The sequence below is a fragment of the Acidipropionibacterium jensenii genome, from assembly GCF_005890135.1.
GTDB classification, from domain to species: Bacteria; Actinomycetota; Actinomycetes; order Propionibacteriales; family Propionibacteriaceae; genus Acidipropionibacterium; species Acidipropionibacterium jensenii.
The window spans coordinates 507,991-522,909 of the sequence record NZ_CP040635.1; the positions used below are offsets into that span (position 1 = coordinate 507,991).

At 69.9% G+C, this 14,919-nt stretch carries 11 protein-coding genes and 1 pseudogene; 6 read left to right on the forward strand and 6 right to left on the reverse strand.

What is annotated here, in order from left to right; all coding sequences use genetic code 11:
• The first annotated feature begins 8 nt into the window (after window positions 1-8).
• The gene (locus FEZ32_RS02325; protein ID WP_217496606.1) at window positions 9-1,277 is read left to right on the forward strand and encodes a bifunctional glycosyltransferase family 2/GtrA family protein; all 1,269 of its coding nucleotides are present in this window, start codon (window positions 9-11) and stop codon (window positions 1,275-1,277) included.
• 192 nt (window positions 1,278-1,469) lie between these two features.
• Entirely contained in the window at window positions 1,470-3,827 is a 2,358-nt protein-coding gene (locus tag FEZ32_RS02330) for an ArnT family glycosyltransferase (RefSeq protein ID WP_138679798.1), read from the forward strand.
• A 216-nt stretch (window positions 3,828-4,043) separates the two neighbouring features.
• Here the strand turns inward: FEZ32_RS02330 and FEZ32_RS02335 are convergent, their stop codons facing one another.
• Window positions 4,044-4,361 (reverse strand): hypothetical protein, encoded by a 318-nt coding sequence (locus FEZ32_RS02335; protein ID WP_028703814.1) that lies wholly within the window; start codon window positions 4,359-4,361, stop codon window positions 4,044-4,046.
• A 183-nt stretch (window positions 4,362-4,544) separates the two neighbouring features.
• On the opposite strand from FEZ32_RS02335, the gene deoC reads away from it, so the two are divergent.
• Window positions 4,545-5,219 carry a deoxyribose-phosphate aldolase gene (deoC, locus tag FEZ32_RS02340; RefSeq protein ID WP_138679799.1) on the forward strand — a complete coding sequence of 225 codons (675 nt, stop codon included), beginning with the start codon at window positions 4,545-4,547 and terminating at the stop codon, window positions 5,217-5,219.
• A gap of 88 nt (window positions 5,220-5,307) precedes the next feature.
• On the opposite strand, the gene FEZ32_RS02345 is transcribed toward deoC, so the two are convergent.
• From FEZ32_RS02345 to FEZ32_RS02360, 5 genes and pseudogenes are all read right to left on the reverse strand, one after another.
• A complete protein-coding gene (locus FEZ32_RS02345; RefSeq protein ID WP_097828710.1) occupies window positions 5,308-6,063 on the reverse strand; it encodes a ThuA domain-containing protein in 756 nt (251 codons plus the stop codon).
• A 113-nt stretch (window positions 6,064-6,176) separates the two neighbouring features.
• Window positions 6,177-6,707: an FHA domain-containing protein gene (locus tag FEZ32_RS14125; RefSeq protein ID WP_338028431.1), complete on the reverse strand. Its 531-nt coding sequence runs from the start codon at window positions 6,705-6,707 to the stop codon at window positions 6,177-6,179.
• 567 nt (window positions 6,708-7,274) lie between these two features.
• Window positions 7,275-7,748, reverse strand: a pseudogene (locus FEZ32_RS13780) (FHA domain-containing protein); the annotation flags it as partial.
• 319 nt (window positions 7,749-8,067) lie between these two features.
• Complete coding sequence (gene ppdK / locus FEZ32_RS02355) at window positions 8,068-10,746, reverse strand: pyruvate, phosphate dikinase (protein ID WP_028703810.1); 2,679 nt, start codon at window positions 10,744-10,746, stop codon at window positions 8,068-8,070.
• Between the two features lie 221 nt (window positions 10,747-10,967).
• Window positions 10,968-11,852: a pyruvate, water dikinase regulatory protein gene (locus tag FEZ32_RS02360; protein WP_028703809.1), complete on the reverse strand. Its 885-nt coding sequence runs from the start codon at window positions 11,850-11,852 to the stop codon at window positions 10,968-10,970.
• Window positions 11,853-11,911: 59 nt separating this feature from the next.
• Here FEZ32_RS02360 and FEZ32_RS02365 point away from each other — a divergent pair, with 59 nt between their 5' ends.
• From FEZ32_RS02365 to FEZ32_RS02375, 3 genes are read left to right on the forward strand one after another with little or no spacing between them, the layout of a single operon-like run.
• Window positions 11,912-13,048: a class I SAM-dependent methyltransferase gene (locus FEZ32_RS02365; RefSeq protein WP_175415697.1), complete on the forward strand. Its 1,137-nt coding sequence runs from the start codon at window positions 11,912-11,914 to the stop codon at window positions 13,046-13,048.
• Between the two features lie 39 nt (window positions 13,049-13,087).
• Window positions 13,088-13,954 (forward strand): phosphoserine phosphatase SerB, encoded by an 867-nt coding sequence (gene serB / locus FEZ32_RS02370; protein ID WP_138679801.1) that lies wholly within the window; start codon window positions 13,088-13,090, stop codon window positions 13,952-13,954.
• A gap of 47 nt (window positions 13,955-14,001) precedes the next feature.
• Window positions 14,002-14,871: an aldose epimerase family protein gene (locus FEZ32_RS02375; protein WP_138679802.1), complete on the forward strand. Its 870-nt coding sequence runs from the start codon at window positions 14,002-14,004 to the stop codon at window positions 14,869-14,871.
• Window positions 14,872-14,919 lie beyond the last annotated feature (48 nt).

Here is a 14,919-nt window from a genome sequence, read left to right on the forward strand (position 1 = left end):
ACAACGCCATGACATTCATTGACACGCTTCCCCGGACATCGATGACCAGTACCCCCGCGGTCAATTCCGCCCTCGATATCGTCATTCCGGTCTACAACGAGCAGAAGGACCTTCGAGAATCCGTCACCCGGCTGCACCGTTTTCTGCAGAAGGACCTCCCGTGGCCGGCAACAATCACCATCGCCGACAATGCCAGCACCGACGACACCTGGCTCATCGCAACCGAGCTGGCCGACCGGCTCGACGGGGTGCGTGCGGTCCACCTGGACCAGAAGGGCCGGGGACGCGCACTCAAACTCACCTGGCTGGGGTCCACCGCCACGGTGCTGGCCTACATGGACGTCGACCTGTCGACCGACCTTCGGGCCCTCGCCCCACTGGTGGCACCGCTGCTGTCGGGACACTCCGACCTGGCGATCGGCTCGCGACTGTCGTCCTCCTCGCGGGTGGTGCGGGGGCCGAAGCGTGAGTTCATCTCGCGCTCCTACAACTTGATCCTGCACACCGTCCTCGGGGTGTCCTTCTCCGACGCCAAGTGCGGCTTCAAGGCCATCCGCTCCGACATCGCCCATCACCTGCTGCCGCTGGTCGAGGACAACAACTGGTTCTTCGACACCGAGATGCTGATTCTCGCCCAGCGCGCCGGCCTGCGCATCCACGAGGTGCCCGTGGACTGGATCGACGACCCCGACTCCACCGTCCACATCGTCGGTACCGCCACCGAGGACCTCAAGGGGGTGGCCCGCCTGATGAAGGGGTTCGCCACCGGGCGGATCCCGCTCGCCGGGCTCCGCGCGGAGTTGGAGCGCGACGCCGACACGGCCAGCTCGGCCGGCGCACCCCGCCGCCAGCCCCGTGGACTGATGGGCGAACTCGTCAGCTTCGGTGTGGTCGGCGTGGTGAGCACCCTCGCCTACTACGTCATCTACCTGCTGGCCCGGATGGCGATGGGACCGCAGCTGTCCAACCTGCTGTCGCTGCTGATCACCCAGATCTGGAACACCAGCGCGAATCGCAGGCACACCTTCGGCCTGCACAACCGAGACGGGATGCTCAAGCACCAGGCCAGCGGGCTGATCGCGTTCGGCGTCGGGCTGCTGCTCACCAGTGGCTCGCTGTGGGGCCTCCACCACTGGGCCACCACGGTGCCGCGCTGGGCGGAGGTGCTGGTGCTCCTGGTCGCCAACGCCATCGCCACCCTGGTCCGCTTCGCCACCCTTCGGGCGGTGATCCACCACGACGCCGACCCCGCCTCCGCGCAGGTGTCGGCCGGGTGACCCCGCCCCCGGCAGCCGCCGACCCACCCCGGACGCCCTTTCGCGCCGAGGTGGGTCCTCGGCGCGTCGCCCGGTGTGTGCCCGCCGGACAATTCCCTGTTCTCATATCTGCCACGCTCTGCTCACAGAAATCCCACACCAGTTCCGTGGACTCTTGAACACTGCCACTCAGAGATTTCGAGAGGAACTCATATGACATCCGTCACGGTCGAAGACCCCCATCCTCGAAGAGGCATCCCAGAGAGAACTGATTCCGAACGCCGACAGTCCTCGGGTGCCGCACCGGAACGCGCGTGGTACATCCGCGCATTCACCGGCCGCCGTGAGGATCCGCGCTGGGCGCGCCCGGCACTGTGGGGACTTGTCGCGATCACCGCATTCCTGTACCTGTATGAACTCACCATCTCCGGATATGCGAACGAGTTCTACGCCGCCAGTGTGAAGTCGTCGACGCAGAGCTGGCGCGCCTGGCTGTGGGCGAGTCTGGACTCCCAGCTGTCGATCACCGTCGACAAGCCGCCCGCAGCGATCTGGCTGATGGGCCTGTCGGCGCGGATCCTCGGGTTCTCCAGCTTCAGTCTGCTGCTGCCCAACGCCCTGATGGGCGTGGCCACCGTGGCGCTCAGCTACGGAGCGGTGCGCCGCCTCTCCGGGCACCTGGCGGGTCTGATCGCCGGTGCGGTGGTCGCGGTGACGCCGGTGGCCGCGCTGATGTTCCGGTTCGACAACCCCGATGCCATGCTGGCCGCGTGCCTGACGGCGGCCGCCTACATGGTGGTGCGCGCCCTTCAGACCGAGCGTGGCCGCACCGCCCTGTGGTGGTTGATCGGCGCCGGCTGGCTCATCGGGCTCGCCTTCCTCACCAAGATGCTCCAGGGTGTGCTCATCCTGCCCGCTCTGGGTCTGGTGTACCTGCTGTGCGCCCGGCGGGGCTGGTGGACCCGGATCTGGCACCTCCTGGTGGCGACCGCCTCGATGGTCGTCTCGGCCGGATGGCTGATCGCCCTGTGCGCGGTCTGGCCGGCCTCCTCACGTCCGTACATCGGAGGTTCCGAGAACAACTCGCTGTGGGAACTGGCCCTCGGCTACAACGGCCTGGGGCGGGTCCTGGGTGGCGACGGCAACCGCGGAGGAGGCGGAGCAGGGGGTGGCAACGCCTCGTTCGGCGGGGAGGCGGGCCTGCTGCGGATGGTCAACTCGGCCTTCGCCACCGAGATCAGCTGGCTGCTCCCGGCGGCCCTCCTCCTGCTGGTGGCAGGGCTCATCGCCCGCGGACGACGTCCACTCCACGACCGCCAGCGTGCCCGCATCATGCTGTGGGGTGCCTCCATGGTGGTCACGGCCCTCGTGTTCAGCGTCATGCAGGGCACCATCCATCCGTACTACGCGGTGGCGCTGGCACCGCTGATCGGCGGCACCATCGGCAGTGGTGCGGCCGCCCTGTGGCCCGGCGAGTGTGACAGCACGACGGTCGCCACGCTCAAGCGCGTCTGCCTGGCCGTCGCGGTCGTCCTCACCGGGGCCTGGGGGTTCCACCTGCTCGGGGTCTACGCATCCGGGTGGCAGTCCTGGATCCGCTGGCTGGCACTGATCGGGAGTCTGGCCGGTGCGATCGTCTTCCTGGTCGCCGGATCGCTGAGATCACCGACCGGGGCCATCGCGCTCAAGCGGATCGCGGTCGGCGCGCTGCTGGTGGGGTCGCTGGCCGCGGTGGTTCCCACTAGTGCGTGGACGGCCGCCACCGTCGTGACTGCGCACTCCGGTTCGACGCCGACCTCGGGTCCTGCCGGGATGTCCGGCAGTGGCATGGGTCGCCCCGGAGGTGCTGCGGCCGGCTCCTCGCGACAGCGCCCGGCGGTACCCGGAGGTTCGGGCAGCCCCGGAGAGTCCGGGGCACAGGGCAGTTCCGAGATACAGAACGGCTCCGGGAGACAGGGCAGCCCCGGTGCGCAGGGCCAGACCGGTCAGCAGGGCCGGTCCACCGGGGGCACCACCGCCAGAGGCGGAGGCATGGGGGGCACGACGTCCTCCAACACCGCACTGGTGAAGCTCCTCAACAGCGCCGGGACCAAGTGGTCTGCGGCCGTTGTCGGGGACCAGACCGCGGCCGGATACATCCTGTCCACCGACACCGCGGTGTTCTCCATCGGCGGCTGGTCCGGAAGTGACAACAACATCACCCTGGCCCAGTTCAAGCAGTACGTGGCCGACGGGAAGATCCGCTACTTCATCGGCGGCGGTGGCATGGGAGGCCGGATGGGCGGCGGCACGACCGAGAACTCGTCGTCCGGCGCCCCCACCGCAGACGGGGCGTCCGGTTCCGGGAGTGCGGGCACCGGGCCCAGCGGCTCGGGCACCGGTGAGATGGGCCAGTGGGGCGGTTCCCGCGGTACCGGTGCAGGAAGCACCACACGCCACAGGGGAACCGGCGGCTCCGGTGGCGCCGAAAGCGGCGCATCATCGGCCATCACCAGCTGGGTGACCTCCACCTTCACCGCCAGGACAGTGGGCGGCGTGACGGTCTACGACCTCACCAGCGCCAAGAGCTGAGAGGGGCCGCCACCGGCGAGCCCTGTCAGAGCTGCCCTGGGACTGGTTGATGCCCAGTCCCACGGCAGCACTGCGTCATCTCTGGCTGTGTCGTCTCTGGCTGTGTCATCCCGAGCGAGGAGCAGCGGCCCCAGCGCCGCCGCCCCCTTGGGCCCGGCCAACGGGTGGAGCACCCACATCATGTGGGCGAACCGAGCGCCGAGAACAGGCGCCCGCTCAGTCGTCGTCGCCCTTCGGCTCGGCCGATGCGCTCGGCAGATGGACGGTCTGGGTGAGGACCGCGTAGTTGTGGGTCGGGACGCCGGCTGCGGCGGCCTCCTGGGCGCTGACCGCCCCGGTCCCGGCCACCGCGATCGTCGCCCCGGCGGCGATGCCGAGCACCATGCGGCGGACCCGGTGACGCCAGCCGCCCCGGCCGGTCCGACCTGCGGACCCTGCCGAGGCAGTGGCCTTCGAGGGGTGCTCCGCGGGGATGCGGGACTCAGTCCCCGAGGGGGTGGTCTGTGAGGGATGCGGGTTCTCGATGCTGTCCATGGCCGCAGCCTGCCCACCGCGTCTGTGAGTGATCTGTACGGCTCATGTGACGTTGCCCCGGGGCTGGGACAGGATGGCATCTGGGGATTCCACCTGTCGGCCGCCCCCCACTGGAAAGGCTGGAGCCACCGGGAGCGGCCGGGCTCCGTATCCTGAGGGGTGCACTCCAAGGAAGGAACAGACGTGAACGCACATCCGAGCGCACGCGAGCTCGCACAGTACATCGACCACACCCTGCTGACCCCCGAGGCGACCTCGGCCGAGGTCAGGATCCTGGCCGAGCAGGCGAGGTCGCTGGGCACCTGGTCCATCTGCGTCTCCCCGGCGATGCTGCCGCTGCGCGACGTCGAGCTGGGCCCGGTGCACCTGGCCGTGGTGTGCGGATTCCCCTCGGGCAAGCACACCCCGTCGATCAAGGCCGCAGAGGCCGCCGAGTCGGTGGCGCTGGGAGCCGACGAGATCGACATGGTGATCAACATCGGGCTGCTCAAGGAGGGCGACACCGACGCCCTGACCGCCGAGATCGCCGCGGTGCGGGCGGCCGCCCCCTCCCCCACCCTTCTCAAGGTGATCATCGAGTCGGCGGTCCTCACCGACGAGGAGATCGTCACCGCGTGCCGGTGCGCCGAGCAGGCCGATGCCGACTTCGTCAAGACCTCGACGGGATTCCACAAGGCCGGCGGTGCATCAGTGCACGCCGTGGAACTGATGGCCGCCACCGTCGGCGGCCGGCTGGGGGTCAAGGCCTCCGGCGGGATCCGCGACTACGCGACGGCCTGCGCGATGATCGACGCCGGCGCCACCCGGCTCGGGGTCTCCGCCACCGCCGCGATCCTGGCGGGAGCCCCGCAGGACTGAGGTCCGGCAGACCCCACGATGCGGCAGGGCCGGGAGCGGGACGGCTGAGCTCTCCGGCGCGCCGGAGGGGGTTTGTGGGGGCGGGGACTCAGGCGGTCGCGGGAGAGGACACCAACCTCTCCTCGCCCGCCTTCCTGTCCTCCTCCTCGGCCTTCCTGGCCTCCTGCACGGCCAGCCGCTTCTTCCAGTTGAGCAGCCAGCTCACCTCCGAGCACAGCAGCATCCGCCGGGACGCCGACTCGTAGGACCGCCCCGAGTGACCCAGGCCGTCGTAGATGACGTTGTTGCCCATCACCCAGTCCACCACCTGGAACTCCTCGCTCGTCTCGTGGAAGAGCAGCGGGGTGGCCAACGGGTCGATGACCAGGTTCGAGTAGCGCTCGTCGTAACAGACCACCTGGTCGACCCCGCGCAGCGCCGGGTGTCCCTCAGCTCCCGGCATCGGCTCGAAGACCGCGTAGGAGCGCTCCGGATGGCCCGAGACGCCGGGAACCCACTTGCCGCCCAGGATGGTCGGCCACAGCTCCCAGTCGCAGAAGGTGTTGGCGGCGGTGTGCAGACCGAGAATCGGCTTGCCGGACTCCCAGTGGTCGAGGATCTTGGCATGGGCGCGGGACCACGCGGGAATGTAGTCCCAGCCCTCCTCGGGGTCGCCGCCGCCGGTGTTGACCACCAGCAGGTCGGCGTCGGGCAGGGTGTCCAGCGCCTCGGGGCAACTGCGCCGCACCACGGCCTGGTGACCGCGATCGGTGAGGATCTGGGCCACCGCCGCGGAGGTCTCGTCGAAGTTGTGCCAGGCATCGCCGTACCGCCCGGCACCCGACAGAATGAGGACTCGAGCCATCACACGTCCCTTTCATGAACTCTGAGCCCCGGACGACCGGGGCATCAGGACACGATAGGTCACCAAGGGGTGGTTCGACACCCCTCCCCCTGTGGAAACCCCGGGGTTCGGACTCAGCCGCGCGGCGGCGCGATCTGCAGGGTCACACCGTCGCCCAGATCGATGACGGCACCGATCTCCACGGTCACCGTCTCACCGGCGGACAGCCGGATCGACTCCTCCCCCGGATGGCGGACCAGGGTGCCGTTGGTGGAGTTCATGTCGGTCACCTCGATCGACCAGTCATTGGGCGCCACCCGCACATGGGTGCGGCTGATGTCCTGGTTGGGAGAGAGCACCCGCATCAGCGCGGCCTGTGGATCGGTGGTGCCGCCATTGGGGGCGCGACCCACCAGAACCGGCCCCAGCAGGTCGATCGAGTCGCCGCTGGAGCACACCAGCACACCCAGGCACGGTCGGTCGACCAGCCGGGGACCCGAGGGGTCCATCGGCGCCGAGCAGATCCGGCAATGCTGGGAGCCGGGCGGATTCGCATGGCCGGAGGTGCACACCGAGGCCATCACCAGACCCGAACCCGCCGGGTCGGCCGACGGCGACTCGTTGGCCAGACCGGGCATGAACATGGTGGCCCCGTCGTGGGCCATCGAACTCTCCGGGTCCCCCCATCCCGACGGCGACGGCGCATCGGTCTTCTCGGCCGTCTGGGCAGGGGCGGCCGGAGGCTGGGAGGAGGACGCGGAGGAGTCGGGTTCGGACCAGGGAGTCGATCCCCAGTCATCGGGGGCGACATCCTGGTCGGCCTGGTCATCCAGGCGCGAGGGGGCCGGCCACGGCTTCGAGGAGTCCTCGTCGGAGTCCTTCCACTCCGACGATCCCCAGTCGAGATCCCCGGAGGCCTCGGCGGGCGGGGTCGACCAGGTCCCGGGGGCGGCCGGCAGAACAGCGTCGACGGGAGCAGGGGCGACCGGGGCCGGGGAGCCGAGGGAGTCCGCAGAGTCCGCCGAGGTGGCCGGTGCCCGGCCCAGGTCGTCGACGTCGGCGAAGGCATCGGCGGAGGCGCTCGAGGCCGGCGAGCTGGCAGCGGGCTGGTCGGACGGCGCGGAGGGCTGCTCCGCCACCGCATCGGGATGGGCCGACGCCGGGGCGACATCCTGCGCCGCCGACCGGCTCGGCTGCCCCTGAGGGGCCGATGCCGCGTCGCGGTCATCCTCTACGACCAGCGGCTCGACGGTCCCGGTGGCGTCGATGGTGAGCCGGGAGGCCTGCACCACGCCGAGCAGCAGCGGCATCACCAGATTCTCCTGGGCCGACTCCTCCATCTCGACGGTGATGATCGACGGATCCAGCCCGGCCTCCCGCCAGGTGAGGACGCCATCGCCGTGATTGACCACTTTGCCGCTGGAGGCGTCCTTGACGACGACCGAGCCACGGGCCAGGGAGACCATCTGGTCGCCGGACCAGAAGAACACCCCGAGACTGGGCATCTGGGACAGTCCGATCGCGGTGAGGGTCTGGACCAGGGCGTTGGCGTCATCGGCGTGGGCCACCTGGTACCAGATCTTGGCGATCAGCTCCGAGTGTCGTGGGACCGCCGGCTGCATGACCACCAGGGAGCTCGGACCGGCGAGCACCACCCAGTTGCCCGGTGTGTAGCTGGCGCGCCAGGAGCCGAATGACTGAGACATGTGTCCTCCACGACGGGATGTTGACAGGTACTGCGGTGGTGCTGCGAGCTGGGCGGCAACCGTTCAAAGGGTATCCGGGAGCCGGGCAGATGCGCAGCACCCGTTGTCACCCGGACACCGTGGGACCTCCAGAGACCGACGAGCCGCCCCCGTGACGGGACACCCCCAACGGGACACCCGGGACGGGGCAGCGCCCCTGCCGGAGTCCTGGATACTCCGGCAGGGGCGCTGACCGCACCATTTGAGGCCCGTCCGGTCCTGTTCGGCCGCACACGGTCCCGTTCAGGCCCGTTCGACCCTTCTCGAACCAGACCCGGTCCTACTTGTCGCGAACGGTCGTCTCGCCGTTCTTCTCCTCGATGGCCGCCTGGGCCGCCGAGAACCGGGCGATCGGCACCCGGAACGGGGAGCAGGACACGTAGTCCAGACCGGCCTGGTGGAAGAAGTGCACCGAGTCCGGATCCCCGCCGTGCTCGCCGCAGACGCCCAGGGAGATCTCGGGCTTGACGGCCCTACCCTTCTTCACCGCGCCGGAGACCAGCTGGCCGACCCCGTCGACGTCGATCGAGGCGAACGGGTTCTGCTTGAGCACCTTGTTCTGGAGGTACTCGGTGAGGAAGCCGTTCTCCGCATCGTCGCGACTGATGCCCAGGGTGGTCTGGGTGAGGTCGTTGGTGCCGAAGGAGAAGAAGTCGGCCTGGGTGGCGATCTGGTCGGCGACCAGGGCGGCCCGCGGCAGCTCGATCATCGTGCCGATCTTGACGTCCAGCTCCTTGCCGGCCTTCGCCAGCTCATCGGCGGCCGCCGCGGTGACGATCCTGCGCTGGGTCTCCAGCTCGACGACGGTGAAGACCAGCGGGATCATGATGTTGATCTGGACGGTCTCGCCCTCCTTCTCCTGCACCGCCAGGACGGCGCGGATGATGGCGCGGGCCTGCATGTCGGGGATCTCGGGGTACAGCATCGCCAGCCGCACGCCGCGGGTGCCGAGCATCGGGTTCTGCTCGTGCAGCTTCTTGACCTGGGCCAGCAGGCGACGCTCCTTGTCCAGGGCGACCGGATCGGCCCCGGTGAGCTCCATCTGCTGGACCTTGAGGGACTGCTCCACCAGGTTCGGCAGGAACTCGTGGAGCGGCGGGTCGAGCAGCCGGACGGTGACCGGCAGCCCCTTCATCGCGGTGAAGACGCCCTCGAAGTCGGCCTGCTGCATCGGCAGGATCTTGTCGACGGCGACCTTGCGCTCCTCCGGGGTCTCGGCGGTGATCATCTCGTGCATCGCCGGGAGCCGGTCGGCGCCGAAGAACATGTGCTCGGTGCGGCACAGCCCGATTCCCTCGGCGCCCAGCTCGCGGGCCTTGGCGGCGTCGGTGGCGTTGTCGGCATTGGCCTCCACGCCGAGCCGGCGCACCTCGTCGGCCCAGCCCAGGACCTCCTCGAAGTCCTCGTTGATCTGCGGCGGGATGAGCGGCAGACCCGCGTTGAAGACCTCACCGGTGGACCCGTTGAGGGTGATGAGATCCCCCTTGGAGATCACCACGCCGCCGGCCGACAGGGTGCCGGCCTGGGCGTCGATCTTGATCCCGCGGGCGCCGGCCACGCAGGGCTTGCCCATCCCTCGGGCGACCACCGCGGCGTGCGAGGTCATCCCGCCGTGTGCGGTGAGGACTCCCTGGGCGGCGATCACACCGTGGATGTCGTCGGGGGTGGTCTCGAAACGGATCAGGACGACCTTCTCGCCCTTCTCCCCCAGCTCGGCGGCCTCGTCGGCGTCGAAGACGGCCTTGCCGACGGCGGCACCGGGGGATGCCGGCAGTCCCTCGGTGACCGCCTTCTCGCTGTGGTTCGGGTCGATGGCCTCGTGGAGGAGCTGGTCGAGCTGCTCGGGCTCGATGCGCATCAGCGCCTCCTCCTTGGTGATGACTCCCTCGGAGACCAGATCGCGGGCCACCTTGAGGGCGGCCGCCGCGGTGCGCTTGCCGTTGCGGGTCTGCAGCAGGTAGAGCTTGCCGTTCTCGACGGTGAACTCCATGTCCTGCATGTCGCGGTAGTGAGACTCCATCTTGTGCATGGTGTCGATGAGGTCGTGGTAGGCGTCCGGCAGGATCGCCTCCATCTCACCCAGCGGCTTGGGGGTGCGGATGCCGGAGACGACGTCCTCGCCCTGGGCGTTGAGGAGGAACTCGCCGTACAGCTCCTTGGCGCCGGTGGCCGGGTTGCGGGTGAAGCAGACGCCGGTCGCCGAGGTGTCGCCGCGGTTGCCGAAGACCATCTGCATGACGTTGACGGCGGTGCCCAGGTCGTCGGAGATCTTGTTGGCCTTGCGGTAGACGAAGGCACGCGGGTTGAGCCAGGACCGGAAGACGGCGTCGACGGCGCGCATCAGCTGCTCGCGCGGGTCGGTGGTCCAGTTGCCGCCAAGCTTCTCGTTGGACAGCTTCTTGAAGATCTCGACGAGTTCCTTGAGGTCGGCGGCACTCAGGTCGGTGTCGGAGTCGACCTTGCGGTCGGCCTTCATGGCGGTGAGGGCGTCCTCGTAGACGTGGGAGTCGATCCCCTCGACCACCTCGCCGTACATCTGGATGAAGCGCCGGTAGCAGTCCCAGGCGAACCGCTCGTTGCCGGCCTTGCGACCGACCGCCTCGACCGTGTCATCGGAGATCCCGAGGTTGAGGATGGTGTCCATCATCCCGGGCATCGACATCACCGCACCGGACCGGACCGAGACCAGCAGCGGGTTGTCGGGGTCGCCGAGAATCATCCCGGTGCGCTCCTCGAGGCGCTTGAGCCCCTCGCTGATCTGGTCTGCCAGCGGGGCCGGCCACTGGCCGTCCTTCCTCATCGTCTCCACGCAGGCCTCGGTGGTGACGGTGAAGGCGTCCGGGACGGGTACCCCCACCCGGTTCATCTCTGCCACTCCGGCGCCCTTGCCGCCGAGCAGGGGCTTCATGTCGGCGCTTCCCTCGGACAGGTCATAGACGTAACGGTGCTGGTCGCTCATCGTGAGGATCTCCTTCGATCGCATGCCTTGCGGGTTCATCTGCGCGGTTCCATCTGCCTGACGGGTGACCTCGTGGGGTACTCCGGCGCTGGATGAAACCCCGTGTCGGGACGGCGGACAGTGTCGCCCCCGGGCAGTCGACATTCTTCCACGTTTTGCCCGGTGGAGAGCAGATCCGATCCGAGCCTTTTCCCGAGTCTGCTCGAGTCCTCCCGGGCCGCTCAGGGGCGGATGCGCAACTGTCCGGCGGGACGCCGCAGGTGGGCCCCGGCGGTGCGGGCACGCTCCTCGACGATGTCGACGACCCGGGTGGCGGCCTCCTCCAGGGCCAGTCCGGTGGTGTCGATCACCGGGCAGCCCAGTCTGCGCTGGACCTTGCCGACCTCGTCCAGCTCGTCGTAGATCTTCACCAGATCGGCGTACCCGTCCGAGGTGCCGAACCCGCCCATCCCCTTGACCCTGCGACCGCGGATCTCCAGCAGCCGCTGGGCGTCGATGGTCAGCCCGACGATCCGCCAGCGGTCCACCGCGAAGAGCTCCGCGGGCGCCTCGATGCCGGGGATGAGGGGGACGTTGACGGTCTTGTAGCCGAGATACCCCAGGTAGATCGACAGCGGCGTCTTGCCCGAGCGGGAGGCCCCGATCAGGCAGATGTCGGCCTCGGTGACCCGCTCGGGGATCGCCCCGTCGTCGTTGCGCACCGCGAACTCCATCGCCGAGATCCGGGTGAAGTAGTCGGCCTCCACACCCACCGGACGCCGGGGCACCTCGTCGGCGTCCAGCCCGGAGGCGTGCTCCATCGCCCCCAGGATCGGGCCCATCAGATCGACCTGCTGGACCTCCATCGCCTCGCAGGCGTCGCAGACCATCTGACGCTGGTCCGACAGGGCCAGGGTGTGGACCACCGTGACCCACATCCCGGCGTCCCGGCGCTCCTTGATCTCGGACAGGGCGACCACCATGTCCTTGACCGAACCGATCATCGGATGGCGCACGATGTGCCAGTGCACCCCCTCGAACTGGCTGCGGGCGGCACGTGCCAGCCGCACGGCCGTCTCTCCCGTGGAGTCGGCGATGACATGGATCTCGAGAACGGACTCGGGCATGTCCGAACGCTAACAGCGCGCGGACCGCTGCCGGGGGCGCTGGCCCATAATGGGGGCCCATGGACGATCCCGTGGACGACATCATCGCCGCCGAGGCCCCCGCAGGGGCGCGTCACATCTGGATTCTCGGACGCCCCGGACTCGTCGACGCCGCCCGGGCCTGGGCTCCCGTATCCGTCTGGTGCGATGACCTGAGACTGGCCCGCCGGGTGGACAGGGACCACCCCGGGGAGGGTCTGCTGGTCAACCCGCTGGCCGAGGCGGCGACCGAGCGCCGGGCCGGTGACGGTGTCGATGCCCGGGCAGGTCGCGGTGCGGATGCCCGGGTTGAGGCCGTCTCATCCGCGGGCGTTCCCCAGGAGGCTCCCCACCAGGTCTGGATGGAGCTGCCGGAGTCCCTGGACGCCCTCGACGAGACCCTCTCGGCCCTCCACGGGCTGGCCGCCCGGCACGGCATCGACGACCTGCACGTGGTGGCCGGCGGCCGAATCCGCCGGATGAACCGCTCGATGAACGAGGTGGGGCTGCGTTGGTTCGACGACGTCAGCGCCAGCCTGGGCCGGCGTCGCGCCCGGGTGCTGCACATGTCGGGGCCCAGAAGCCGGCCGGCGCGCGGATCGGGCTGGCCGCGCCGTCAGCACATCGACTCCCTGGACCTGGTGGCCCACGGCGGGGTCTTCCACGTCGCCGGACTGGACGCCGGCACCGCCCTGCTGCTCGACCAGTTGCCGTCGATCGGCCGCCATCTTCCCGACGACCGTCCGGCCGAGGTGCTGGATCTGGGCTGCGGCAACGGGGTGATCGCCGCCTCGGTCGCCAAGAAGTTCGGGGCCCGGGTCTTGGTGCGGGCCAGCGACGTCTCCTGGGCTGCGGCCGACTCCACCGCCATGACGGCCGCCGCCAACGGTCTGGACATCGCGGTGCGACAGGCCGACGGGCTGACGGGAGTGCCCGACTCCAGCCTCGACGTCATCGTCACCAACCCGCCCTTCCACCGTGGGTCGGCCCGCGACTCCGGGCCCACCCACCGGATGCTGGCCGAGGCCGGCCGGGTGCTGCGCCCCGGGGGGCAGTTGTGGTGCGTCTACAACTCCCATCTGCCCTGGGGCCGCTACCTCGACGAGCGGGTCGGGCCGACCCGGCAGGTGGCCAGGACCCGCGCCTACACCGTGACCCGCACGATCTGCGGATCCTGAGCCCGCTCCGACAAGGGCAGAACTCCATATGCTGAGGCCATGGCCTATCGCATCGTGCTCCTGTGTGCCCTGGACAGTCTCGAGCCGCTGCGGCATGTCGCCCAGCCCTTCTGGAGCCAGGCGGCGACCGCCCGAGGACTCACCGGGGAGGGTTGGCGATCGCTGGGGTTCAAACTCCCCGCCCAGCCGCTCCACGACGTGCGCCGGCTGGCCGCCGAGGCCCGCCCCGCCGGCGTCGACATCATCGCGGTGCCGCCCCATCTCGCCGACGAGCTCCCGGGGCTGATCGTCAGCGACGTCGACTCGACGGTGACGCGCACCGAGGGCATCGACCTGCTGGCCGAGGTCGCCGGGTGCGCCGACCAGGTGGCCGAGGTGACCGCCCGGGCGATGAACGGCGAGCTCGACTTCGCGCAGTCCCTCACCGAACGGGTCGGTCTGCTCAAGGGACTTCCGGAGGGGGCTCTGGAGGAGGCCGGTGCCGCGGTGAAGGTGACCGACGGGGCGGCGGAGCTGTTCCGCCAGGCGCACCAGGGGGGCTGCCGGGTGGGTCTGGTGAGCGGCGGGTTCACCGCCATGGTGGCCCCGCTGGCCGCCCAGCTCGGGGCCGACGTCCTCGCCGCCAACGAGTTGGAGATCGTCGACGGCGCACTCACCGGACGCCTTGCGGGCGAGATCGTGGACCGGGCGGCCAAGGAGCGGTACCTGCGCCGGTGGGCCGACCAGTTCGGGGTGCCGATGAGACGCACCATCGCGCTGGGCGACGGAGCCAACGATCTGGACATGCTCGGCGCCGCCGGCCTGGGCATCGCCTTCTGCGCCAAGCCGGTGGTGGTCGGGGCGGCCGACGGTGCGCTGTCCTTCCCCCGGCTGGACGCCCTGGGCACCCTGTGGGCCCGCCCCTGAGCCGCAGTCCTTGGCCAGAGCCGCTGCTCGGTCGGTAGCCTCTGCGGGTGATTGACCTTCCCGGACCCGTTCTCACCAGGCAGCACAGTCGTTGGGCGGTCGCCGATCACGGTGCCCAGGTGCTGGCCTGGCAGCCCGTCCCGGCGATCAGCGCCGGTGCACCGGCGGCATCGTCCTCGCAGCTGGCATGGACCGACCGGCCGGTGCTGTGGTTCGACCCCACCGACCCCCAGGAGCTGCCCGGGGTGATCCGCGGCGGGATCCCGGTCTGCGCCCCCTGGTTCGGCCACGGCCCGGCCGATGACCGCAACCCCCAGCACGGCGCGATGCGTCTGATCGACTTCACCCGCGAGATCCTCGCAGACAGCGCCAACCGGCTCCGGGTGCGCTACCGCGGATCCCTGCCCGGTGTCGACGTCGTCCAGATGGTCGAGATGACCGACTCCGCCCTGCGACTGGGGCTGACCCTCACCTCGACCCTCGGCCATCCCCAGCAGGTCGAGGCGGTGTGGCACAGCTACCTGCGGGTCGGCGACGCCTCCCGCGCCACGGTCCGGGGAGTCGCCGGGGCCGATCTCCACAACTACGCCACCGGACAGCGCGGACCCCTCGCCGACGACGTCCTGCCGGTGCGCCCCGACACCGACACCGTGCTGCAGGATCCCGCCGGACCGCTGGTCCTGGTCGACCCGGCCTGGCGGCGTCGCATCACCCTGAGGACCGCGGGGTGCCCGACCGCCGTGGTGTGGAACCCGCTGCTCAGCCAGGACACCCGTTCCGACCTCACCGGGACCGCCTGGCGGGACTTCGTCTGTGTCGAGACCGGGGCCGCCAAGGAGCACGCGATCGAGCTCCCGGCAGGTCGTTCGACGACCCTCCAGCTGGAGATCGGCGTCCATCCCGACCCCCGGTCCTGACCACACCCGCGGGGAGGGCCCCGGCCACCGGCACACAACAGCAGTCGG